This is a genomic window from Streptomyces sp. NPDC004629 (assembly GCF_042873595.1).
Taxonomy (GTDB): domain Bacteria; phylum Actinomycetota; class Actinomycetes; order Streptomycetales; family Streptomycetaceae; genus Streptomyces.
The window spans coordinates 242,482-266,824 of record NZ_JBIALO010000011.1 but is presented as its reverse complement, the minus strand read 5'-3'; the positions used below and the strand labels follow the sequence as shown (position 1 = coordinate 266,824).

The window sequence follows — 24,343 nt, the reverse complement described above, 5'->3', positions numbered from 1 at the left end:
GGGAGTTGTCAGCGTCCGCTCCCCGACCGCCGCCCACCCCACCCGACCGGAAGGCCCCCAGTAGTGAGCGATGAAGCAGTCGTCAAGGCGCGGACATCGGAAGGTGACGTCGACAGCCGCGGCCCCCACACGGCGGTGGCGGTGCGTGCAACGGTTGCCCGCGCGCTGGACATGGCGCCGCGGGAACTGGACGACGACCGTGACCTCTTCGAACTCGGTCTCGACTCACTGGTGCTGATGTCCCTGGTCGGCGCCTGGCGACGCGAGGGCAGCACGGTCACTTTCCAGGACCTCACGCGCGTTCCGACCCTGGGAGCATGGACGGCCCTGCTGGGGCAGGCCCCGCGCGGCGACGCGCCCGCCACGGCCCGGCAGCCCGCGTCGGCACGGACCGCCCCGGCCCCCGCATCACCCGGTGCGGCGACGACCGGGGCGGAGGAGGAATCCTTCCCTCTGGCGACGATGCAGCATGCCTACTGGATCGGACGCCAGGACGGGCAGCCCCTCGGCGGCGTCGCCGCACACTTCTACGTCGAACTCGACGGCCGTGAGGTCGATCCGGCCCGGCTCGACGCCGCCCTTCAGGCACTGGTGCGGCGGCACGGCATGCTGAGGGCCGTCTTCGACGAGGAGGGGCGCCAGCGCCTCGGCGCTTCCGGTGCGCCACTGACCGTCCACGATCTGCGCGAACGCACGCCTGAAGAAGCCGAGTCCGAACTGGAGTTGCTGCGCGAACGCAACACCCACGCTCGTACGGACATCGCCGCCGGTGATGTCTTCCGCGCGGCCGTGTGCCTGCTCCCGGGCGGCGGGACGCGGCTGCAGATCGACCTGGACATGATGGCCGGCGACGCGCTGAGCCTGCGCGTTCTCCTGTCCGACCTGCAACGCTTCTACGAATGTCCCGACGACCCGCCACGCGCACTCGGCCTCGACTACCGCCGGTACCTCGCCGAGCACAACACCCGGCGAAGGGCGGAACGCGAGCGGCACGCCGCCTGGTGGCGGGAGCGCCTGCACGAACTGCCGCGCGCCCCGCGACTGCCGACGACCGTCGATCCGCTCACCCCGGTCAGCGCGAACGACACCACACTCACCCACTCCCGCCGCCTCCACCACTGGCTCGGCCCCGACGAGAAGGCGGCGCTGATCAACGCCGCACGCCGGCACGGCCTGACCCCCGCCGCCGCCCTCGCCACCGCCTTCGCCGAGGTCATCGCCGCCTGGAGCGACAGCCGGCGTTTCCTGCTCAACCTGCCGCTGTTCGACCGGGAGATCTTCAGTCCCGAAGTCGCCCGGCTGGTCGGGGACTTCAGCAGCTCCATCCTGCTCGACGCGGACCTGAGCGCGTCCCTGCCGTTCTCCCGGCAGGCCCGCCTCCTCCAGGAACGCCTTCAAGAGGGCATCTCCCACGGCGCGTACGGCGGCGTCGAAGTGCTGCGCGACCTCGCCCGCGTCGAGGGCTCCCCGGTGCTGGCCCCCGTCGTCTACACCAGTGCCATCGGGCTGGGCGAGATCTTCGAGCAGGACGTCCAGAAGTCCTTCGGCCGCCCTTCCTGGATCATCTCGCAGGGCCCGCAGGTCTACCTGGACGCCCAGGTCACCGAACTCGACGGCGGCCTCCTCCTCAACTGGGACGTCCGGGACGGCGTGTTCGAAGCAGGCGTGCCCGACGCCGCGTTCGACGCCTACCGCCGCCTCATCACCCGCCTGGTGACGGACCCCGACGCCTGGGCCCGGCCGGTGGACGGCCTGCCGGCGCCCGATGTCCTCGCCCGGCGCGCGGTCGCGGCCCTGCCGCCCACGCCCGTCCCGGACCGCGCCCTGCACACCCGCTTCTTCCAGCTCGCCGAAACCGAGCCGGGCCGCACCGCGGTCGTCCGCACGACCGGCGACACGCTCACCTACGGCGAACTCGCCCACACGGCACGGCAGATCGCCGCCCTGCTGCGGGACAACGGCGTGCGGGAAGGCGACACCGTCACGCTGACCCTGCCCAAGGGCGCCGACCAGATCACCGCGGTCCTCGGCATCCTGGCCGCGGGCGCGGCCTACGCCCCCGTCGGCGTGGAACAGCCCGCCCTGCGCAGACACCGCATCCACTCCGTGGCCGGCGCGTCCGCCGTACTCACCGACCGGGCCCACGCCCATCTGTGCGCGGACGTCTCCTCAGCGCCGGTGCTGCTCCTTGAGGACGCGTCGGCGGCCCGGCCCGCACCGGTCGTCCGGCCGGATCCCGCCCTGCCCGCCTACGTGCTGTTCACGTCCGGCTCGACGGGACTGCCCAAGGGCGTCGAGGTGCCGCACCGAGCGGTCGTCAACACCATCGAGGCGATGGAGGACCAGCTCGGGCTCGGGCCCTCCGACCGCACCCTCGCGATCTCCGCCCTGGATTTCGACCTCGCCACCTGGGACATCTTCACCCCCCTGTCCCTGGGCGGCCAGGTGGTCGCCGTGGGACAGGAGCACCGCCGTGACGCCCACCACTGGGCGCGACTGGTGCGTACGCACGGGGTGACGCTGGTGCAGTGCGTGCCAGCACTGCTGGACCTGCTGATGGCCGCAGCCGACGCCGGGGACGACGGCGGCGCCGAGGGCCTGGGGACATCGCTGCGCATGGTCCTGCTCGGCGGGGACTGGGTCGGACTCGACCAGCCGGCCCGACTCCGGGCCCTCGTACCCGGCTGCCGCTTCGTGGCACTCGGCGGCATGACGGAGGCGGCGGTCCACTCGACGGTCTTCGAAGTGGAGGAGACCGACCCGGACTGGAAGTCCGTCCCGTACGGCGTTCCGCTGCGCAACATGCGGGCTCGCGTCGTGGACGGACGGGGACGGGACTGCCCCGATCTCGTCCCCGGCGAACTGTGGATCGGCGGCCCCGGTGTGGCGACCGGTTACCGGGCGGACCCCGAGCGCACGGCGGAACGCTTCGTCGAGCACGCCGGTGAGCGCTGGTACCGCAGCGGTGACCTGGCCCGCTACCGGCCCGACGGTGTGCTGGAGTTCCTTGGACGCGCCGACCACCAGGTGAAGATCGGCGGCCACCGCATCGAACTGGGCGAGGTCGAGTCCGCGCTGGAGGACGACCCCGCCGTTCTGCACGCGATCGCCACCGTCCTCGACACGCCGGTGCGTCACCTGGCCGCGGCCGTGTCCGCCCATGGCCGGGCACCCGATCCGGCCGCCGTCCGCACCCGGGCGGCGGAACGACTGCCCTCCTACATGGTGCCCGAGCGCGTCCTGGTCCTCGACGACCTGCCGCTGACCGCCAACGGCAAGCTCGACCGGGCGGCGGTCCGCCGGGCCCTGACCGAGACCGCCGGCCAGGACAAAGCCCGCACATCCGCGCCGGCCGGCCCGGTGGAGACCGCCGTCGCGGCCGAGTGGGCCGAACTGCTCGGGGTGGCCGAGGTGGGCCGCGAGAGCAGCTTCTTCCTGCTGGGCGGCGACTCTCTCGTCGCGACGCGGATGATCGGCCGGCTGCGCGCCGCCGGGTTCCCCGGCGCCCGTGTGGCCGACCTGTTCGCCCGCCCCGTGCTCCAGCACTTCTGCGCGACGCTGCACCCCACGACGGCGGCCGACGAGCCGGCGCCGTCCGTCCTCGTGCCCGACCCGGACCACGCCCACGAGCCGTTCCCGCTGACGGACGTCCAGGCCGCCTACCACACGGGCCGCGATCCCCGTTTCACCCTCGGTGGCGTCGGCACCTGGCACTACACCGAGTTCGACGGCACAGACGTCGACCTGGACCGGCTGGAGCGCGCCTGGAACACCCTCGTCCGCCGGCACGGCATGCTCCGCGCCGTCGTCGAGGACGGACACCAGCGTGTCCTGCCCGACGTACCCGCGGTGCGCATACCGGTGGAGGACGCCTGCGCCGAAGGCGCGTCCGAGGCTCTTGCCGGCCTGCGCGCCCGGCTGTCCCACCAGGTACGCGACCCCGCGCGGTGGCCGCTCTTCGCCGTCGAGGCCGTGCGCTACCGCGCAGGCGAGGAGGAGAGCGAAGGCGGGACACGTGTCCGTGTCGGCATCGGCCTGGACTACCTCGTGCTCGACGCGCTGTCCATCACCACGCTCTACGCCGAACTGAACGCGCTCTACGCCGACCCGGGACACGAACTGCCGCCCGTCGACGTGACGTTCCGTGACTACCTGACCCGCCCCACGGCGGACCCGGAGCCGGCCGCACGGGCGCGCGCCCACTGGCAGACCCGGCTGAACGAACTGCCGCCCCCTCCCGCCCTGCCCTTCGACCGGGACCCGGCGACGCTCGACACGCCCCACTTCACCCGGCGCCGGCTCAGCCTGCCCGCCGAGGACTGGCAGGCCGTCAAGCAGAACGCGGCCCGGCACGGCCTGACGCCCTCCACCGTTCTGCTGGCCCTGTACGCGGAAGTCCTGGCGGCCTGGAGCGGCACCGACGCCGTGACCGTCACACTCACCCTCTTCAACCGGCGTGACGTACACCCCCACATCCACCGGGTGCTGGGCGACTTCACCTCCCTGTCCCTCGCGGGTCACCGGCGCGAAGGCGCGTCCTGGCTCGCGGCGGCCGTCGCGCTGCAGCACCGTCAGGCACAGGACCTGGACCACGCCGATGTGCCGATCGACTGGCTGCTGAGGGAGTTCGGCCGTCGCACGGGCACGGTGGACGCCGCCGCACCCGTGGTGTTCACCAGCGCCATCGGCGTGGGTGACGCGACGCTGGCCGGACCGGACACGGGCTTCCCGGAGAAGGTCTGGGGCATCTCCCAGTCCCCGCAGGTCTGCCTGGACAACCAGGTCACGGAGGAGTCCGGGAATCTGATCGTCACCTGGGACGCGGTGGAGGAACTGTTCGCCGAGGGCGTGCTGGACGCGATGTTCGACGCCCATGCACGGCTGCTGCGGCACCTCGTCACCGGCGACTGGGAGGCACCGCTGCCCGACCTGCTGCCCGCCACCCAGCGCGAACGGCGTGCCGCCTCCGCACGGGAATCCGCCCTGGAGCCGGTCGCGCCGCGCCTGCTGCACGAGACCTTCTTCACCCGTGCGACGGACCGCCCCGACCGTACCGCCCTCATCACGACGGCCGGGGAGGAGATCACCTACGCAACCCTCGCCGAGCAGGGGCTGCGCACCGCCGCCGCCCTCGTCGACGCGGGCGTACGGCCGGGCGACCTGGTCGCGGTCACCCTGCCCAAGGGACCCGAACAGATCGCGGCGGTCCTCGGTGTCCTCGCGGCCGGCGCCGCATACGTCCCCCTCGGCCTCGAACAGCCCGCTGCCCGGTTGCGGCGGGTGCACACCACGGCCGGGTTCCGTGTCGCCCTGGGGGACTGGCCCGACCCGGACGGCACAGGTCCCCGCGCCGTCCCCTTCGCCGACACACAGCGCCGCGAGCCGTTGCGGGCGCCGCACACGATGCCGCCCGACGCGCTCGCCTACGTGATCTTCACGTCGGGTTCCACGGGCGAGCCCAAGGGCGTCGAGATCTCCCACGCCGCCGCCTGGAACACGATCGCGGACATCAACGCACGGCACGGCATCAAGGAGGACGACCGCGTCTTCGCCCTGTCCGCACTGGACTTCGACCTGTCCGTGTACGACCTCTTCGGCCTGCTCTCCGCGGGCGGTTCCCTCCTGCTCCCCACCGAGGACCAGCGCCGGGAACCAGCACGCTGGCCGAGCCTGCTGGACCGGTACGGCGTGAGCGTCTGGAACACCGTCCCCGCCCTGCTCGACCTGTTGCTCGACGCCGACGAACAGGGCGTCCAGGGCGGTCACGCATCAGGCGGCGTGCGGGGACTGCGGACCGCACTGGTCTCCGGTGACTGGATCGGCCTCGACCTGCCGGCCCGCCTGCGGGCCCGGACCGCAGGGCCCTGCGCGTTCGTCGCCATGGGCGGCGCGACGGAAGCCGCCATCTGGTCCAACACCCTGACCGTCGCCGAGGTGGACCCCTACTGGGTGTCCATCCCCTACGGCCGTCCCCTGACCGGGCAGCGCTACCGGGTGGTCGACCGGGACGGGCGGGACTGCCCCGACTGGACGCCCGGCGAGCTGTGGATCGGCGGCGCGGGACTGGCCCGCGGTTATCTGGCCGACCCGGTCCGCACCGCCGAGAAGTTCGTCGTACGGGACGGCCGGCGCTGGTACCGGACGGGCGACCTGGGCCGGTTCCGGGGTGACGGACTGCTGGAGTTCCTGGGCCGCCTCGACAGCCAGCTCAAGATCGCCGGCCACCGTATCGAGGCGGGCGAGATCGAGGCCGCGCTGGAGGCACACCCCGCCGTCGCGCGGGCCGCCGTCGTGGCCGTGGGGGAGCGCACCGCGAAACGCCTGGTCGCCTTCGCCGTACCGCTGGACCCCAGGGCCGTCGGTCCGAAGACGCCGCCCGGCGACGGGGCCGCGCCCGTCGAGGCCGTCGCACCCGACGGGAAGCCGGATCCCGCCGAGGGCGGCTCGCCCATCGAGGACCCGGGCCTTGTCGAGGACCTTTTCGGCCTGCTCGCGCAGCGGGTGCCCGGCTACGCCGTCCCCTCCCGCATCCTGCTGCTGCCCGCCCTGCCGCTCACCGCGAACGGCAAGGTCGACCGCAACGCGCTGGCCGGCACGGCGGGCCCCGAGCCGGTGTCCGCCGACTGCGAGCCGCCACGGGGCGAGACCGAGACGGCCCTCGCCGAACTCTGGCGTGAGTACCTGGCGGAACCCGTGCCGGACCGCCATGCCAACTTCTTCAGCCTCGGCGGCGACAGCCTCTCCGCGCTGCGCCTGCTCACGGCGATCGAGCGCCGTCTGGGAGCCACCGTGCCGGTTCGCCGCTTCTTCGCCGTACCGACCATCGCCGCGCTCGCCGCGGACGTCACCCGAACGCTCGCGGTCCACGAGACCGCCTACGAGACCGGAGAGCTGTGAACATCGCTGAACTGCTGGCCCGCTACGCCGACGAGGGTGTGGTCCTGTGGGCCCAGGACGGACACCTGCGTTTCCGTGCCCCCCAGGGCCGGCTCACCGACACACACCGAGCCGAACTGCGCACGCACAAGGACGCCATCCTGCGCCACCTGGAGGCAGGGGAGCCCACACTGCGCGGCGACCCCGAGAGCCGCCACGAACCGTTCCCGCTGACGGACATCCAGGCCGCCTACCTCATCGGCCGCACCGACGCCTACGCCTACGGCGGCGTCGGCTGCCACGCCTACGTCGAACTGGAATACCCCGACCTGGACGTGGACCGGGTCACCGCCGTGTGGCGGGAGCTGATCCGGCGGCACGACATGCTCCGCGCCGTCATCCACCACGACGGCTACCAGCAGGTCCTGCCCGACGCACCCGCCCTCGCCGTCGGGGCCGACGACCTGACCGCGCTCCCGCCCGCCTCCGCCGAGGCGGAGGTGGAACGCACCCGCGCCCGGCTGTCCGCACGTCAGACCCCCACCGACCGGTGGCCGCTCTTCGACGTTCATGTGAGCAGGACCGCCGGGCGGGCCGTGCTCCACCTCTCCTTCGACATGCTCGTCGTCGACCATGCGAGCCTGCGCATCCTGCTCGCCGAGTTCCAGCACCGCTACGGGGGTGCCGCACTCCCCGAAGCTCCGCGGATCACCTTCCGGGACTACGTCCTGGCCCGCCGCGCCCTCGCCGACACCGACGGCCACTCCCGTGACCGTGCCTACTGGACCGAACGGCTCGACACGCTGCCGCCCGCCCCCGAACTGCCCCTCGCCGAACCCTGGGAGGCCGCCGTGAGCGGCTTCGAGGAGGCGAGCCGTCCGCGCGCGTCCGGCGCCGCGGTGACGTTCCGCCGGCTGGAGGTCCTGCTGCCCGCGGCCGAGCGGGAGCGTTTCACCGAGCGCGCCGCGCGGCGCGGGCTGACCGTGTCGACGGCGCTGCTCGCCGCCTACGCCGAGACGGTCGGGCACTGGTCGCGGACCAGCCGGTTCACCCTCAACGTGCCCACGGTCGACCGGCCCGGCCTGCACGAGGACATCGGCCGTCTCGTCGGTGACTTCACCTCGCTCGAACTGCTCGCCGTCGACCTCGCCGCCCCGGCCACCTTCGCCGAACGGACCAGAACCGTCGGGCAGCAGCTCCTCGAAGACCTGACCCATCCGCTGTTCACCGGCTCGGAGGTGCTGGCCGAGCTTTCCCGCAGGGCCGGCGCCCCGGTCCTGATGCCGGTCGTCTTCACCAGCGCCCTGGGCCAGGGCGGCACCGCCGAGGGCGTACCCCCCGAGGTGGTCTACGCCGCGACCCGGACGCCGCAGGTATGGCTCGACTGCCAGGTCATGCACCGCGGCGACGCGCTCAGCCTGTCCTGGGACATCCGGGAGGGAGCGCTCAGCCACGGGGTGGCCGAGGCCATGTTCGACGCCTGGACGGCACTCGTGCGACAGCTGTCGGCCGACGGTGAGGCCGGTGAGGCCGCCTGGGACGCACCGGTCCGCATCCCCCTTCCCGAGGCGCAGCAGGCCCGCCGAAGCACGGTCAACGCGACCGAGGGACCTCTGCCGGACGCCCTCCTCCACGAACCTCTGCTTGCCCGGGCAGAGGCCACACCGGACGCGATCGCGGTCCGGACGCCCGAGACGACGCTCTCCTACCGGCAACTCGTCGCCCGCGCGAGCGGTGTCGCCGAGTCGCTAGCGGCGTCCGGCCTGGCGCCCGGGGAGCCGGTGGCCGTCTGGATGGACAAGGGATGGGAGCAGGTCGCCGCCGTCCTCGGCACGCTCATCGCGGGCGGTGCGTATCTGCCCGTCGACACGGCCCAGCCGCGGGCCCGCCGGGACACGATCATCGCCGACGCGGGCGTACGCACGGTCCTCACCCAGTCCTGGCTCGCCGAGACCGACGACCTCCCGGCGACCGTGTCGGCCGTCGCGGTCGATCTCGTCCCCGAAACCACCGCTTCCGGCCCGACCGCGCCCCGACGCGATCCGGACGAACTCGCCTACGTCATCTACACCTCGGGCTCCACCGGCACGCCCAAGGGCGTGATGATCAGCCATCGGGCCGCCCTCAACACCGTTCAGGACATCAACCGCCGCTACGCGGTCACCGAGCGCGACTGCGTTCTCGGCATCGCGGGACTCGGCTTCGACCTGTCCGTCTACGACCTGTTCGGGCCGCTCGCGGTGGGCGCCACCCTCGTCCTTCCCCAGGCCGACCGGCGCGGAGATCCCTCCCACTGGGCCGAACTCGTCCGCGACTTCGGTGTGACGGTGTGGAACTCGGTGCCCGGCCAACTGCACATGCTGTGCGACTGGCTCCGCTCCGAGCCACCCACCGACGACGGTTCGCTGCGGCTCGCGCTGATATCCGGCGACTGGATACCGGTCGCCCTGCCCGACCAGGCCCGCGACCTCATGCCCGGACTGGAGATCATCTCACTCGGCGGTGCCACCGAGGGCTCCATCTGGTCCATCGCCCACCCGATCGGCGAGGTGGACACCGCCCGCCCGAGCATCCCGTACGGCAAGCCCCTGACCAACCAGGCGTTCGCCGTACTCGACCAGCGTCTGCGGCCACGGCCCGAGTGGGTGCCGGGTGAGCTGTACATCGGCGGTGCCGGCGTCGCCCTGGGCTACCTCGGCGACGAGGCCCGCACGGCGGAGCGGTTCCTCACCGACCCCGTCAGCGGACGGCGGCTCTACCGCACCGGTGACCTCGGCCGGTATCTCCCCGACGGAACCATCGAGTTCCTGGGCCGGGAGGACGCCCAGATCAAGATCCGCGGCTACCGCGTCGAACTCGCCGAGGTGGAGGCCGCCGTGCAGGCCCACCCCGCGGTCGCGGCGGGCGCGGTCGTCGTCGACGACTCGGCCGCGGGCGGACGACGCCTGGCCGCGTTCGTGGAGACGGCACGCAAGGACGGCGACGAGCCGGCCCCGCCGGGCGCGGAACAGGCGCGCGCGGCAGCCGCCGACGCCGTACGGGAAGCCTCCGCGGCCGTCGACGCCGCACGGCTCACGGAGTTCCTGGCCGCCCTCGACGAGGTGGCACTCGCCGAGATGACCCGAGCCCTCGTGGGCTGCGGAGTGTTCGAGGACGGTGCCGCGCGCACGGCGGAGGAGGTGGGCACGGCGCTGCGCGCCACGCCCCGCCACCGGCACATCGTGCGGCGCTGGCTGCGCGCCCTGGCCGCCCGGGACCGGCTCACCCACCGTGCCGCCGACGACACCTACACCGGCCTTGTCCCCGTCTCCGCGCCCGAGGCGGAGCGCCGCTGGCGGCTGGCCGCAGACGTGGAACACGAGATCGGGTGGAGCACCGAGCTGCTGACCGTCATGCGCACCTGCGCCGAACGGTTGCCCGAACTGGTCGCCGGGGAGGTGGGCATCCGGGACCTGCTCTTCCCCGGCGCGGCGACGGAGGCCGCGGACGCCGCCTACCGGGACAACCTCGCCATCCGGCACCTCAACCGTGCGGTGGTCGCCGCGTTGCGCGAGATCGCGGCGAGCCACACCGGCGAGGAGCGGCTGCGTGTGCTGGAGGTCGGCGGCGGCGTCGGCGGCACCACGGGCGAACTGGTGCCCGTCCTCGCCGAGTACGGCGTCGACTACCTGTTCACCGACGCCTCGGCGTTCTTCCTGGGCGAGGCCCGCGAGCGCTTCGCCGACCACGGCTGGGTCCGTTACCAACGCTTCGACGTCGACGAGGACCCGCGCTCCCAGCACCTGCTGCCCAACACCTTCGACGTCGTGGTCTGCGCCAACACGCTGCACGCCGCCGCCGACGCCGACGCGGCCGTGGGCCGGCTGCGAGAACTGCTCGTACCGGGCGGACAGCTCGTGTTCGTGGAGAACACCCGCGACGAGAACCTGCCCCTGCTGGTCTCCATGGAGTTCCTGGAGGTCGCCGGCCGGGCGTGGACGGATGTGCGCGAGCACACCGGACAGTCCTTCCTCACCCACACGCAGTGGCGTGAACTCCTCGGCCGGCACGCCGCATCCGACGTCACCGCGCTACCGGAGGCCGAGGACACCCTGGCGCTCACCGGCCAGGAGGTGTTCATCGCCACGATGAAGGACGACCGGCACCATGTGCCGGTGGGAGAGCTGGCCCGCACGGCGGCCACCCGGCTCCCGGAGTACATGCTGCCCTCGGTGTGGCAGGTCGTCGACGCCCTGCCCCGCACGGCCAACGGCAAGACCGACCGCGCGCGCCTGCGGACCTGGCTGCCCCGGGAGAGCACACCGGTCGTCGTGGACGAGCGGCCGAGGGACGAGCTGGAGAACAGCCTGGCCGGCCTGTGGACGGAACTCCTCGCGGTCGAACACGTCACCCGCAACGACGACTTCTTCGACCTCGGCGGCGACTCGCTCCTGGTGGCCCGGATGGTGGGTCGGCTGCGCGAACGCGTACCGCAGGCGGCGGACCTGGAGTGGGAGGTCGTCCTGCGCCATATGCTGCGCCGCCCCACGGTCGCCGGCCTCGCCGGCTTTCTGCGGGGCCTGGCCGGCCCCGAGGACACACCCGCGTCAGGTGCCGTGCGTACGGACCCGGTGATCCACCTGCACGGCGCCCGGTCGGCCGACGAGCCCACGACCGTGCTCGTGCACGCCGGAACCGCGACGATCATGCCGTACCGGGCGCTGATCACCGAGATCAGGCGGCGCTCGCCGGGCCTCGCCGAGGTCGTCGGTGTGGAGGTCCCGGACCTGAACGGGTTCCTCGCCGCCCCGCCGGAGGGACTGATCGAGCAGGTGGCGTCCGACTACGCGCGGGCCCTGACGGCGAACGGGCAAAGCCGCTTCCATGTCGTCGGCTACTGCCTGGGCGGCCTGATCGCCACCGAGGTGGCCCGCAACCTGGCCGAGTCCGGGGCAGCGGTGGAGAGCCTGACCGTCATCAGCAGCCACAGCCCCCGCTTCCGGCTCGACGACGAACTGCTCGCCGAGTACTCCTTCGCCGTCATGATGGGCATCGACCCCGCCGAACTCGGCTTCCCGGACGACCAGTACCGGGTGGCCGCGGCGGCCGACGCCGTCCTCGCCGCCAGCCCCGGTGTCCTGCCGGACGGCGGACTCGCCGCGCTGCCCGAGGAGTTCGAGGACGTCGCGAGCTGCTTCCGGCGACTCGCCGGCGTACCCCGCGCCACCCGCATCGCGCGGATGTGCGAGGCGGTTCCCGCCTCGGCCGGCACCTACGAACCCGACCACATGACGCGGCTCTTCCTCGCCTTCCGTCAGAGCGTCTTCGCCATCACCCGGTACGACGCCGAACCCTACGCGGGTGACATCACCTTCCTGCGGCACGACGGTGCCTACCCCTTCCCCGGCAGCAAGGACGCCGTCACCACCTACTGGGAGGAACTCACCCTGGGAGACCTGGACATCGTCGACATCGGCGGCGACCACTACAGCTGCCTGTCCGTCGAGCACGCGCCCGGCATCCTCAAGACCCTCGGTGAACTGACCCAGGGGGCGATCACCCGATGACCCGGAACACGACGGCTGGACACAAGCCCCTGATCGGGGTCCTGGGGGCCTCAGGGGCGGTCGGCAGGGCCGCCGTACGCGAACTGCGCGCACTCGGCCACACAGGACTCCGCCTGGGCGGCCGGACCGCATCGGCCCTCTGCGAGGTCGCCGAGGAGGACCCCACCGGCCATGACGAGACCGTCTGGGCGGACGCCACCGCACCGGACGGCTTGCGCGCCTTCACCGAGGGCTGCGACATCGTCCTCAACTGCGTCGGCCCCACCTACCTGCTCCGCGCCACGGTGGCCTCGGCGGCACTCGCCGCCGGCGCGCACTGCGTCGACGTGGCCGGGGACGATCCGGCCGCCGAGGACATCCACAAGGACGGCGACCCGGCCCGCGACGGCCGCACCGTCGTCCTGTCGGCGGGGGCCCTGCCCGGCCTGTCCAGCCTCCTGCCCCGCTGGCTGGCCGGGCAGGGAATGAACAGCGTCTTTGCGCTGACCGCGCACTGCGGCGGCCTGGAGAGGTGCTCGCCGACCGTGGCACGCGACCTCATGCTCTCCCTCACCTCCGGCGGCGCGGCCGGCGCGGCCTACGGCGAGGCCCTTGCGGCCGTCCGCGGCGGCCGGCGCGTCCCGCGCGCCCTGCGCACCGCCGAGGACACGGAACACGACGGCTTCCCCGGCCGGGTGGCCGTGCAGCCCTATCTCAGCGGTGAGAGCGAACGCCTCGCCGGCGTCCTGGGCCTCGACCGGCTCGACTGGTACAACGTCCACCCCGGTCCCCGCGTACGCGCGCTGCTCAATCTGCTGCCGGGAAGTCTCGCCGCCGGAGAGGACCCGGCGACGCTGGCGGACCGTCTGATCCTCGCCGGCGACCTCGACCTGGCCGGACGCAAGCCCTACTACGTCATGGACTTCGCGCTGTCGGGCACCGCGTCCGGAAAGCCGGCCACGGCCGGACTGACGCTGCGCGCGGCCAGCAGCTACCGGCTCACCGCGGCCGTGGGCGCGCTGGCAGTGGACGCCGTGCTCCGGGCCGAGGTCCCGGCCGGCGTGCACTTCGCCTGCGATGTGCTGGACCCGGGCACCGTGGTGCGGCACCTGCGCTCCCAAGGAGCCGCCGAGCTACGGCTCACCGGCGCGGCGGCCGGCGCCGAGCAGGTGGAAGAGGGTGTGCTGTGAGCGCTCCGGCTCCGTTCCGCGTGCTGGTCTGCGGCACCAACTTCGGCCGCTTCTACGCCGAGGCGGCACACCTGCGCCCCGGCTACGCGCTGGCCGGCATCCTCAGCCGGGGTTCGGCAGCGTCCCGGGCATACGCCCGGAGCCTCGGCGTCCCGTACCACACGGACCTCGACGACCTCCCGGCCGGCATCGACGCCGCGTGCGTGGCGGTGAGTTCGTCCATATCGGGCGGGCAGGGCACCGAGCTGGCCAAGGCGCTCATGGACCGGGGCATCCACGTCCTCCAGGAACACCCCCTCCACCTCACCGAGCTGACGGACAACCTCAAACACGCCCGCCGCCGGGGGGTGCAGTACCGCCTCAACACCCACTACCCGCACGTCGCCCCCGTCCGCGCCTTCATCGACGCGGCCCGCAGGCTCGTCGCACGGCAGCGACCGCTCTTCGTGGACGCCGCCACACCGGTCCACCTCATGCATCCGCTGGTGGACATCCTCGGACAGGCACTGGGGACCCTGCGGCCCTGGCGTTTCGCGGACCCGGCACCGCTGCCCGCAGACATCGGGCCGCAGCCGTTCCGTTCCCTGCACGGTGTGTTCGCAGGCGTACCCCTCACCCTGAGAGTGCACCACCAGCTCGACCCCTCCGACCGGGACAACCACGCCCTGCACTGGCACCGGCTCTCCCTCGGCACGGAAGGCGGAGTCCTCACCCTGGCCGACACCCACGGGCCCGTCCTGTGGAGTCCCCGCCTGCACATCGGACGCGACGCCGACAGACGCTTCGTCCTGGACGGCCCGGGCACCGGCCGCCTGGGGCTCGGCACCACGTCCGTCGTCGGGAACACGGGAACCTTCCGTACCGTCTTCTCCGACCTGTGGCCGGAAGCCATCGGGAGCGCCCTGGACGGGCTCCGTGAGGCCGCCGAGCGGGGTGACGACGCCCTGCGCACGGGTCAGTACGAGCTGGCCGTGTGCCGTATCTGGGCCGACCTCGCGGCACGGCTCGGACCGCCCGAGATCGTCCGGCCGGCCGCCCCGCGGCCCCTCGCGGTCAGTGACATCTTCCCGGCGCCGGGACAACCCCCCGCCCACGCACTCTCCGGGGGTGGTGCCGGGCAGGCCCCGGACGCCGTGCGTGCCGACACCCGGCACGCACCCTCCGACGCACCGTCCGGCACCCGTCCCGGCCTGAGCCGGGGCGGTACGGCCGGCCCTGAGGACACCGCGCCCTACACCCCGTCGGCGGAGTTCTTCGACCTCGTCGCGGCCGAGCACACCGCGACTGCGAGCGCCCCCGCGATCGCCGCGCTCCTCGCCGACGCCGACCTGAGCTGCGGGCCGGTGGTCGACATCGGCGCGGGCACCGGCCTGGTGACCGAGGCCGTCGCCCGGGCCCGGCCGGACGCGGAGATCGTCGCCTGCGAACCGGCGGTCGGCATGCGCGCCGTGCTCACCAGCCGCGTCTTCAGCGATCCGGACCTGCGCTCCCGGATCACGGTCACCGCGGACGCGGCCCCCGACCTGGACCTCCCCGATCAGATCAGCGTCGTCCTGCTCTGCGGGGTCCTCGGCCATCTCGACCCCGCCGGACGAGCCCTGCTGTGGCGACGGCTGACCCGCCGGCTGGCCCCCGGCGGGCTCGTGGTCGTCGAACTCATGGGCTTCGAGGAGCCGCTGACTCTGCCCGAGACCAGGCTCGCCACCGCCACGGCCGGACGGCACCGCTACGAGTGGTCGTTCGGCGCGGCACCCGACGACACGGCCGACGGCCTGATGCGCCTGCACTCCACCTGGCGCGTCTACCGGGACGACGCCACGGAGGCGGTACGCGAAGTACGCGACTCCTACCGCTGGGCCCCCTTCGGCCTGAAGGACGTGGAGGCCGAGTCCGGCATGACCGCACACACCCTGCCGACCCGCCCCGGCGCACCCCCGCTGGCCGTACTCACCCGGGCACCGGACGCACCGAATGCGCTGTACGAACCGGACGCGCCGGACACCCCGGACACCCCGCGCACCACCGAAGCATCCCTTGCCTCTTCCCTCACCGACGACTGAGGACCACCGATGAGCATCCCCGTCTCCCCGACGACCTCCGACACCCCCGACGAACCCACCACCGGCGCCGCACCCCACGTGGCGGTCCCGCCCCGCGACTTCCCGATCCGGCGCGGCTGTCCCTTCGCCGCACCCGAGGAGTACGACACACTGCGCGCCGAGGACCCGGTCGCCCGCGTCACCCTGCCGACCAAGCGGGAAGCCTGGGTGGTGACCCGCTACGACGACGTACGCGAACTGCTCTCGGATCCGCGCGTCAGCGCGGACATCCGCCGGGCCAACTTCCCCGCCCTCGGGGAAGGCGAACAGGAGGCCGGGGCCAGGTTCCGGCCCTTCATCCGCACCGACGCCCCCGAGCACACCCGTTACCGGCGGATGCTCCTGCCGGTGTTCACCGTGCGCCGGGTCCGCGCGATGCGACCCGCCGTGCAGGCACGCGTGGAGGAGGTCCTGGACGGCATGCTTGCCGCCGGCGGCCCCGCGGACTTCGTCTCCGCGTACGCCAACGCCGTCTCCACCTCGGTGATCTGCGAACTGCTCGGCATCCCCCGGGAGAACCTTGAGTTCTTCCGGGACGTCACCCGGATCTCCGGCTCGCGCCACAGCACCGCCGAGCAGGTCTCCGAAGCCCTCGGCGGCCTCTTCGGGCTGCTCGCCGAACTGATCGCCGAGCGGCGGGAGGAACCCCGCGACGACCTGATCTCCCAGCTCGTCACCGATCACCTGACCACCGGCAATGTGACGATGGACCAGCTGCTCTCCACCCTCGGCATCACGATCAACGCCGGCCGCGAGACCACCACCAGCATGATCGCCCTGAGCACCCTGCTCCTCCTGGACCAGCCGGAACTCATGGACGAACTGCGCCACGACACCTCGCTGATGCCCGCCGCCGTCGACGAACTCCTGCGCGTCCTCTCCGTCGCCGATTCCATACCGCTGCGGGTGGCCGCCGAGGACATCGAGCTGTCCGGCCGGACCGTCCCCGCCGACGACGGTGTCATCGCCCTCCTCGCCGGCGCCAACCACGACCCCGAACAGTTCGACCACCCCGAGCGGGTCGACTTCCACCGCACGGACAACCATCACGTGGCGTTCGGCTACGGCGTGCACCAGTGCATCGGACAGCATCTGGCGCGGCTGGAGCTGGAGGTCGCCCTGGAAACGCTCATCCGCCGCGTCCCCACGCTCCGCCTCGCCGGCGACCGGGACCAGGTCGTCTTCAAGCACGACTCGGCCACCTTCGGCCTCGAAGAACTGACGGTGACCTGGTGACCGCCGCCTTCTCGCCGGGCGCCTGCACGCGTGCCGCCCGTGCGGACAGCCCGTGGATCAGGCGGTGGAGCGACGGGGCCGCGTCCCGGCTCACACTGATCTGCCTGCCCCACGCGGGCGGCAGCGCGACCTTCTACCGGCCCTGGGCGGCACTGATGCCCCCCGAGGTGGAACTCCTCGGCATCCAGTACCCGGGCCGGGAAGACCGCATCGAGGAGCCCGCGACAGCCGGCATGGGGGAGCTGGTGAGCGCGGTGGCGGACGCCGTTCTGCCGCTGCTCGACCGGCCGTACGCCCTCTTCGGGCACAGCATGGGCTCCGCCGTCGCCTGGGAACTGGCCCACGAGCTGGACCGCCGCGGAGCACCGGGCCCGCGCCGGCTCTTCGCGTCGGGCCGGGCCGCTCCCGGCACGGCGGTGACCGGGCAACTGCACCGCCAGAGCGACGACGTACTGAGCGCGGAACTGGGCCGGCTCGGCGGCACGAGCCGTGAGGTCCTCGACGATCCCGGGCTGCGTGCCATGGTTCTCGGGACCGTACGCCACGACTACCGGATCATCGAGACGTACCGACCCGACCCCCGGCCGCCGCTGACCTGTCCGATCCATGTGCTGACCGGCGGCGCGGACCCGGAACTCGGCGAACAACGCTGCCGCGACCGGGCCGGCGGCTGGGCGGACCTCACCACCACCCGTACCGAGGTACGTGTCTTCCCCGGCGACCACTTCTATCTCACCCCGCAACGCCGCGAGGTGGTCGCCACCGTCCTGCGCAGGATGGACCCCTCGCTGACCACGGGCGCACACACATGGCCGAGCACCCCATGAGCCGCCACCGCCCGGCTGCCCGTACCCAGCCCGCCTCGCCCGGCGTCCCAGCCGCACCCTTCCGACCGGCCGGGTCCGCCCGCCCGGCCACCCACGCCCGGAGCCCATCGTGATCGACTACTACTCGACCTCGGCCGAGTTCTACGAACTGGTCGCCACCCGGCACACCGCCAGCAGCGGCCCCCCGCTGACCCGCGTCCTCACCGGCCTGGACGTGTCGCACGGCCCCGTCCTGGAGATCGGCGCGGGCACCGGACGCGTGACGGAAGTCATCGCCTGCGCACTGCCCGAAGCGGACATCCTCGCGGCCGAGCCGTCGGCCACCATGCGCGCCATGCTCACCTCCAGGGTCGCCCGCGACCCGGACCTGCGACGCCGGGTGACGGTGGTCGACGGCGCCGCCCAGGACCTCGTCCTGCCCGAACGGCTCTCCGCCGTGGTCATCTTCGGCGTGGCCGGTCATCTCACCGTCCCCGAACGCGTCGCGCTGTGGAAGCGGCTCGCGGCCCGCCTGCCGGACGGGGCGCCCATCGTCGTGGAGCTGATGGGTGTCTCCTCACCACGCGTCATCCCACCGGTGATGTCCCTCAGGGAGACCATCGGACGCCAGACGTACGAGTGGTGGATCGGCGGCGAACCCACCGAGGGCGACGCCATGCGGTTCACCACCACCTGGAAGGTCCTGCGCGACGGCCGCACCGTGCGCGAGGTCGCCGACAGCTACGACTGGCACACCTTCGACGTCGCCCAACTGGCCCGAGAGTCCGGCATGACCAGCCGCCGCATCACCGAGGCGGGCGGCAGGCCCATCCCCGAAATCGGAGTACTCGTCAAGTGAAGTCACAACCGTCCGGGCCCGGCCCGGACCCGGCAGCCTCCGGCGCGGACACCGAGGCGCCCCCGCCGCCGCTGCGCGCGCTGGCCGAGCCCGTCCGGGGCCGACTGGTCCTCGCCGTCGGCCTCCAGGCTGTCGCGGCCCTCGCCGGAGTGGTCCCGTTCATCGCCGTCTCGCGTATCGCCGACCGCCTCACCAGAGCGTCCCCCGCCGACGGTGACGCCCTGTGGCCGCTGGTGACGCTGGCCTGCGCGGGGGGCCTGCTCGCCCTGGTGTGCGCGACGGCGGCCGGTGCCCTCGCCCATGTCGCCGACAACGACCTCCAGCTCACCCTCCGCCGCCGGCTCGCCCGGCACATCGGGCGGCTGCCGCTCGGCCGGCTCACCGACAAGGGCACCGGCGAGGTCAAGCAGGCGGTACAGGACGATGTGAGCGCGCTGCACACGCTGTTCGCCCACACGCTGCTCGACGTCGTCGCCGTGCTCACCGCCCCGGTGCTCGCTCTGGGCTACCTGTTCAGCGTCGACTGGCGCCTGGCCCTGCTCAGCGTCGTGCCCCTGATCCTCGGCGTGCTCCTGTTCGGCCGGGCCATGTCGGGCGCGGCGGCGCAGATGGCACAGTTCGGTGCCGCGCTGGGGCGGATCTCCGCCGCCGCCGTGGAGTTCGCGGCCGGCATCGCCGTCTTCAAGAGCTTCGGGCGCGGACGCAAGGCCCACGAGCGTTTCGTCGCCGCGACCGAGGGGTTCGCCGACTTCTTCTCCGGCTGGGTCCGGGCCACCCTGGTCAGCTCCACCGCCGCCGTCCTGGTGGTCGCCCCGGCCGTCGTCCTGCTGCTTCTGTCCGTGGCGGGCGCGGTGTTCGTCACCAACGGCTGGATGACGGGCGCGGAACTCGTCCCCTTCCTGCTGCTCGGCCCCGCCGTCGCCGCCCCGATGGGCGTCGTCGGCCCCCGCATCCAGCAGATCCGGGCCGGCCAGGCCGCCGCCGTACGCATCACGGAGCTGCTGCGCACCCCTGCCCTGCCCGAGCCCACGACCCCCGCCCTGCCCGACGGCCACCACATCTCGATGCGTGGGGTGTCCTTCTCCTACGACGGGCGCACCGACGTCCTGCGTGGGGTCGACCTCGACCTCGCGCCCGGCACGGTCACCGCGCTGGTCGGACCCTCCGGTTCCGGCAAGTCGACCCTGGCGTCGCTGCTGCCCCGCTTCCACGACGTCACCGAGGGCAAGGTGACCCTCGGCGGCGCCGACCTGCGGGACATCCCCGCGACAGAGCTGTACCGGCGGGTCGGCTTCGTCCTCCAGGATGTACGGCTGCTGCGGGCGAGCGTCGCCGACAACATCCGGCTGGGCCGCCCCGACGCCACCGACGAGGAGGTCGAACGGTGCGCGCGCGCCGCCCGCATCCACGACCGCGTCATGGCCCTGCCTGACGGCTATGCGACCGAACTCGGCACGGCCGTCACCCTCTCCGGCGGAGAGGCGCAACGCCTCTCCATCGCACGGGCATTGCTCGCCGACGCCCCCGTCCTCGTCCTCGACGAGGCGACCGCGTACGCCGATCCGCACTCCGAGGCGCTGATCCAGGACGCGCTGTCCGCGCTCGCGGCCGGCCGCACCCTGCTCGTCATCGCCCACCGGCTGGCCACCGTCCGCTCGGCCGACCGGATCGTGGTGCTGGAGGACGGACGCATCACCGAACAGGGCCGTCACGACGACCTGCTGGCCGCCCAGGGCCGTTACGCCACGCTGTGGGAGGCCCAGCGGACCGCACCGCCGGAGCGGACCGCCGCCGTTCCCGGCCGGCTGACCGCCTCCCCGGACACGGACCGCGCGGCGGACGACATCCGAGAGGGAAGCACACGATGATCCGTCAGCTCTACCGCGTCCTGGGGCCGGAAGGCTCCCGCCCGTTGAACCGGCTGCTCGTCCTCCAGTGCGGGGCGGCCGTCCTCCAGGGCGTCGCCTTCGCCCTCCTCGTGCCCGTCCTGAGGGCTCTGCTCGGCACGGACCCCGACGACGTGTGGCCCTGGCTGACGGCTTTCGTCGTCTGCGCGCTCGCCCACGCCGTACTCCAGGGCGCCGCCCTCAGCGGCGGATTCACGGTCGGCTCCCGGCTCTCCCGGGTGCTCCACCGCCGGATGGCGGACCAGGCCCTGCGACTGCCCCTCGGCTGGTTCACCGCCGGCCGCACTGCCGAGTTCAGCCGGCTGGCCGGACAGAACGTCATCCAGGTGATGAGCACACCGGCCCACCTGCTGCGCCCCTTCATCAACTCCTTCCTCACGCCGGTGACGCTGGTGGTCGCCACCTTCTTCTTCGACGTCCGCACGGCCCTGGTCCTGCTGTTCTGCGCCCCCGTACTGTTCGCCGTCCAACTGGCGAGCACCGCGGTGATGCGCCGGCTCGACCTCGGCCGTGACGCCGCGATCGGCGAGTCCGCCGACCGGGTCCTGGAATACGCGCGCAACCAGCCCGTCCTGCGGGCGTTCGGCCGGACCGCGGAGGGCTACGGGGCGCTGGACGACGCCCTGGTGGCCGAGGCACGCGCGGACCGGCGGCTCATCGCACGGGGCCTGCCCGGTCTGGTCTCCTTCTCCTTCGTCACCCGGCTCGTGTTCGCCCTGCTGCTCGCTCTGGGAGTCTCCTGGCAACTCGACGGGTCACTCACCGTGCCCACCCTGCTGGCACTCCTCGTGCTGCTGGTCCGGCTGATCGACAGCGTGTCGTCCGCCGCCGAGGCCGGCGCGGGCATGCGCATCGCCCGCAACACCTTGGAACGGCTCGGCGCGGTCCTCGACGAACCGCCGTTTCCCCAGCCCGCCGAGCCCGAGACGCCCCGGGACGCGAGCGTCGAGTTCACAGGGGTGGGCTTCAGCTACGACAGCGGTGCGGCGGACGGGACGGCCGGACGCCCGGTCCTGCGCGACGTGACCTTCCGCCTGCCCGAGCGCAGCATGACGGCGCTGGTCGGGCCCTCCGGCGCGGGCAAGACCACGGTCGCCGGGCTGCTCGCCCGCTTCCTGGACACCACCGAGGGAACCGTCCGCATCGGCGGCGTCGACGTCCGCGACATCACCGCCGACGAACTGGCCGCCCACGTATCCCTCGTCTTCCAGGACGTCTACCTCTTCGACGGCACGATCGAGGAGAACGTCCGGATCGCCGCACCGGACGCCGGTCCCGGTGAACTGGCCGCGGCCGCGGCCCTGTCCGGTCTTGACCGAGTGATCGAGGAACTGCCCGACGGGTGGGCCACGACGGTGGGGGAGGCCGGCGCGCGGCTGTCCGGCGGGCAGCGCCAGCGCGTGTCCATCGCCCGCGCCCTGCTCAAGGACGCCCCGATCCTCGTCCTCGACGAGGCCACCGCCGCGCTCGACCAGGAGAACGAGGCGCACTTCGCCGAGGCCGTGCGCACCCTGGCCGACCGTAAAACCCTCCTGGTCATCGCGCACCGGCTGAGCACCGTCGTGAGCGCCGACCAGATCCTCGTCCTGGAGGACGGCGAGATCACCGAACGGGGCACGCACGACGACCTGGTCACGGCCGGCGGCACGTACGCCTCCTTCTGGGAGCGACGAGCCCGGGCCCACGGCTGGCGACTGGAGGCCGCACGGTCATGACCCCTCACCCGGCACCAGCGATTCACCGGACCCAGCGCAACAGGGAAGGCACGACACGATGAGCACCGGTCCCCGGCCCACCTGGGAGGCATGGGCGAACTCCGTCCCCCCGCTCGCCTGCGCGAGCACCCGGGAGCCCTGCCACGACCCCGCGGCCACCGCCACCCGCCTCGCACAGGCGCGACTCGCCGACCAGTACATGGTGTACGAGACGGAAGGCGGCGTCTGGCACTTCGCGGCGGGCTCCGCCGTGAGCGTCACCGCGAACGCCACCGGCATCACCGCGCGGGCCGCCGGGCGCACCTGGACATCGCGCACCGACCGGCAACCACTGACGGCGTTCGCCACCGCCCTGTCCGCCCTGCGCGACGCGGAACGCCACTTCTACGGCTGGGCCGCCTTCGAACTCTCCCACCTCCTCCACGCGGACCCCGCGGCGACCGGGGACCACCCCCTGCTGCACGTTCTGATCCCGTCCGTCGAGGTGACCCTCACCGGCGACCGGACCCTGGTCCGCGCGGTGGACGAGGCATGGACACGCAAGGTCGCCGACCTGCTCGTGGAAGCACCGGCGCAGCGGAACGCCCCCGACGAACTGTCGCCGGAGAGCACCGAGGGCGTCATCGCCGCAGGCGCCGGAGCCTACGGCGAGGCGGTGGCCCGTACGGTCGCGGACATCCGGGCGGGACTCCTGGAGAAGGCCGTGGTGTCCCGGAAGGTTCCGCTGCCCCCCGAGCCCCGCGTGGACTTCCCCGCGACCTATCTCGCGGGCCGCCGGGCCAACACCCCGGCACGCTCCTACCTGATGGACCTCGGCGGATACCGGGCGGCCGGGTTCAGCCCCGAGACCGTCCTGGAGGTCGGCGAGGACGGACGCGTGAGCACTCAGCCGCTCGCGGGCACCCGCGCACGGGTGGCCGACCCGGTGGAGAACGAACGCAGGCGCGTGGAACTGCTCACCGACCCCAAGGAAATACACGAACACGCTGTGTCCGTACGCCTGGCCTGGGAGGAGATGGAGGCCGTGTGCCGACCCGGCTCCGTCACGGTCGAGGAGTTCATGGCGGTCCGGCCGCGCGGCTCGGTGCAGCACCTTGCCTCGCGGGTGACGGGCCGGCTGCGGCCCGAAACCGGGCCCTGGGACGCGTTCGCCTCGCTGTTCCCCGCGATCACCGCCACCGGTGTCTCCAAAGGCGCAGCCCTGCGGGCCCTGGCCCGCCATGAGGAAGGGCCCCGTGGTCTGTACGGCGGTGCGGTGTTCCGGGGGAGCACCGGCGGCGGCCTGGACGCAGCCCTCGTCCTGCGCACCCTCATCGGCAGGGCGAACGAGGTGTGGCTGCGTGCGGGCGCCGGGGTCACCGCTCAGTCCAGCCCCGAGCGGGAGATCGAGGAGACCTGCGAGAAGCTGCGCAGCGTCGCTCCGTACCTCAGATACACCAAAAACTGACCCGCCCCCTCATCGTGCACGGCACACCGCGAGCATTTGTGACTCACCGCGTGCCGCCGGCCGAGCTGCCGGTGTTCCTCGCCGAAGGCGTCCAGCGCACCGTCGGAGAGGTCGGGGCCTACCGGTGGCTGGTGTATACGCACTCTCCGCCCACCCAGGTGGAACGCACCCGGATCTCGGTCAGGGCGTCGGGCTCGGCTGTGGTGAGGTCGGTGTCCAGTACGGCCAGGTCGGCCAGCCGTCCCACGGCCAGGGTTCCCTTGACGGACACTTCGTCCGAGGCCGCTGCCGAGCCTCGGGTGTAGACGTCGACCGCGTCCCGTGGCCCGACGCGCTGTTCGGCACCAGGGGGTCGGGGGGAGCCAGCGGGTAGTCGGACGGGTCGGCCACGACGATCCCGGCGTCGCGCAGGGTGCGGTGGGCACAGACGTTGTCGACCCGGTCTCCGTAGTAGTCGATCAGTTTTTCTCCGTGCAGCATGACGAACGGTCCGAACGGCACGGTGATGAGCCGTGCGCGGGCGATCCGCTCGGCGAGGCCGTCGTCGATGAGGCTGCAGTGCTCGATCCGGTGCCGGGTCCGGTTCTTCGGCAGGGACTCGATGGTGTCGAGGACTGTCTGTTGTCGGGGGTCGGCGTAGCTGTGCCACCGCAGCATGCCGACGCGTGCGGTGAGTTCGCCTG

The 24,343-nt window shown here is 72.9% G+C and carries 11 protein-coding genes; 10 read left to right on the top strand and 1 reads right to left on the bottom strand.

The features are described 5' to 3' along the window. Nucleotides 1-171 precede the first annotated feature (171 nt). The 10 genes from ACFYTE_RS19350 (at nucleotide 172) to ACFYTE_RS19305 (ending at nucleotide 23,660) form a co-directional block, all read left to right on the top strand. Nucleotides 172-6,897 carry an amino acid adenylation domain-containing protein gene (locus ACFYTE_RS19350; protein WP_388711629.1) on the top strand — a complete coding sequence of 2,242 codons (6,726 nt, stop codon included), beginning with the start codon at nucleotides 172-174 and terminating at the stop codon, nucleotides 6,895-6,897. Next, nucleotides 6,894-12,422, top strand: a complete 5,529-nt coding sequence (locus ACFYTE_RS19345; RefSeq protein WP_388711469.1) for an amino acid adenylation domain-containing protein — start codon at nucleotides 6,894-6,896, stop codon at nucleotides 12,420-12,422. The genes ACFYTE_RS19350 and ACFYTE_RS19345 overlap by 4 nt, the downstream gene beginning before the upstream one ends. After that, complete coding sequence (locus tag ACFYTE_RS19340; protein ID WP_388711466.1) at nucleotides 12,419-13,591, top strand: saccharopine dehydrogenase NADP-binding domain-containing protein; 1,173 nt, start codon at nucleotides 12,419-12,421, stop codon at nucleotides 13,589-13,591. Before ACFYTE_RS19345 ends, ACFYTE_RS19340 begins: the two co-directional genes overlap by 4 nt. After that, entirely contained in the window at nucleotides 13,588-15,651 is a 2,064-nt protein-coding gene (locus ACFYTE_RS19335) for a Gfo/Idh/MocA family oxidoreductase (protein ID WP_388711463.1), read from the top strand. Before ACFYTE_RS19340 ends, ACFYTE_RS19335 begins: the two co-directional genes overlap by 4 nt. A 9-nt stretch (nucleotides 15,652-15,660) precedes the next feature. Continuing rightward, entirely contained in the window at nucleotides 15,661-16,926 is a 1,266-nt protein-coding gene (locus tag ACFYTE_RS19330; protein ID WP_388711460.1) for a cytochrome P450, read from the top strand. After that, nucleotides 16,923-17,753: a thioesterase II family protein gene (locus tag ACFYTE_RS19325; protein ID WP_388711457.1), complete on the top strand. Its 831-nt coding sequence runs from the start codon at nucleotides 16,923-16,925 to the stop codon at nucleotides 17,751-17,753. Before ACFYTE_RS19330 ends, ACFYTE_RS19325 begins: the two co-directional genes overlap by 4 nt. Before the next feature lie 109 nt (nucleotides 17,754-17,862). Beyond that, nucleotides 17,863-18,591, top strand: coding sequence for a class I SAM-dependent methyltransferase (locus ACFYTE_RS19320; protein WP_388711454.1), 729 nt, complete (start codon nucleotides 17,863-17,865; stop codon nucleotides 18,589-18,591). Then, nucleotides 18,588-20,459, top strand: coding sequence for an ABC transporter ATP-binding protein (locus tag ACFYTE_RS19315; protein WP_388711451.1), 1,872 nt, complete (start codon nucleotides 18,588-18,590; stop codon nucleotides 20,457-20,459). Before ACFYTE_RS19320 ends, ACFYTE_RS19315 begins: the two co-directional genes overlap by 4 nt. Then, on the top strand, nucleotides 20,456-22,213 hold the full coding sequence (locus ACFYTE_RS19310; protein WP_388711448.1) for an ABC transporter ATP-binding protein: 1,758 nt from the start codon (nucleotides 20,456-20,458) through the stop codon (nucleotides 22,211-22,213). Before ACFYTE_RS19315 ends, ACFYTE_RS19310 begins: the two co-directional genes overlap by 4 nt. Nucleotides 22,214-22,271: 58 nt before the next feature. Further along, a complete protein-coding gene (locus ACFYTE_RS19305; RefSeq protein ID WP_388711446.1) occupies nucleotides 22,272-23,660 on the top strand; it encodes a salicylate synthase in 1,389 nt (462 codons plus the stop codon). A 118-nt stretch (nucleotides 23,661-23,778) separates the two neighbouring features. Here ACFYTE_RS19305 and ACFYTE_RS19300 read toward each other — a convergent pair whose 3' ends face one another. Next, on the bottom strand, nucleotides 23,779-24,309 hold the full coding sequence (locus ACFYTE_RS19300) for an amidohydrolase family protein (protein WP_388711443.1): 531 nt from the start codon (nucleotides 24,307-24,309) through the stop codon (nucleotides 23,779-23,781). Nucleotides 24,310-24,343: the final 34 nt, after the last annotated feature.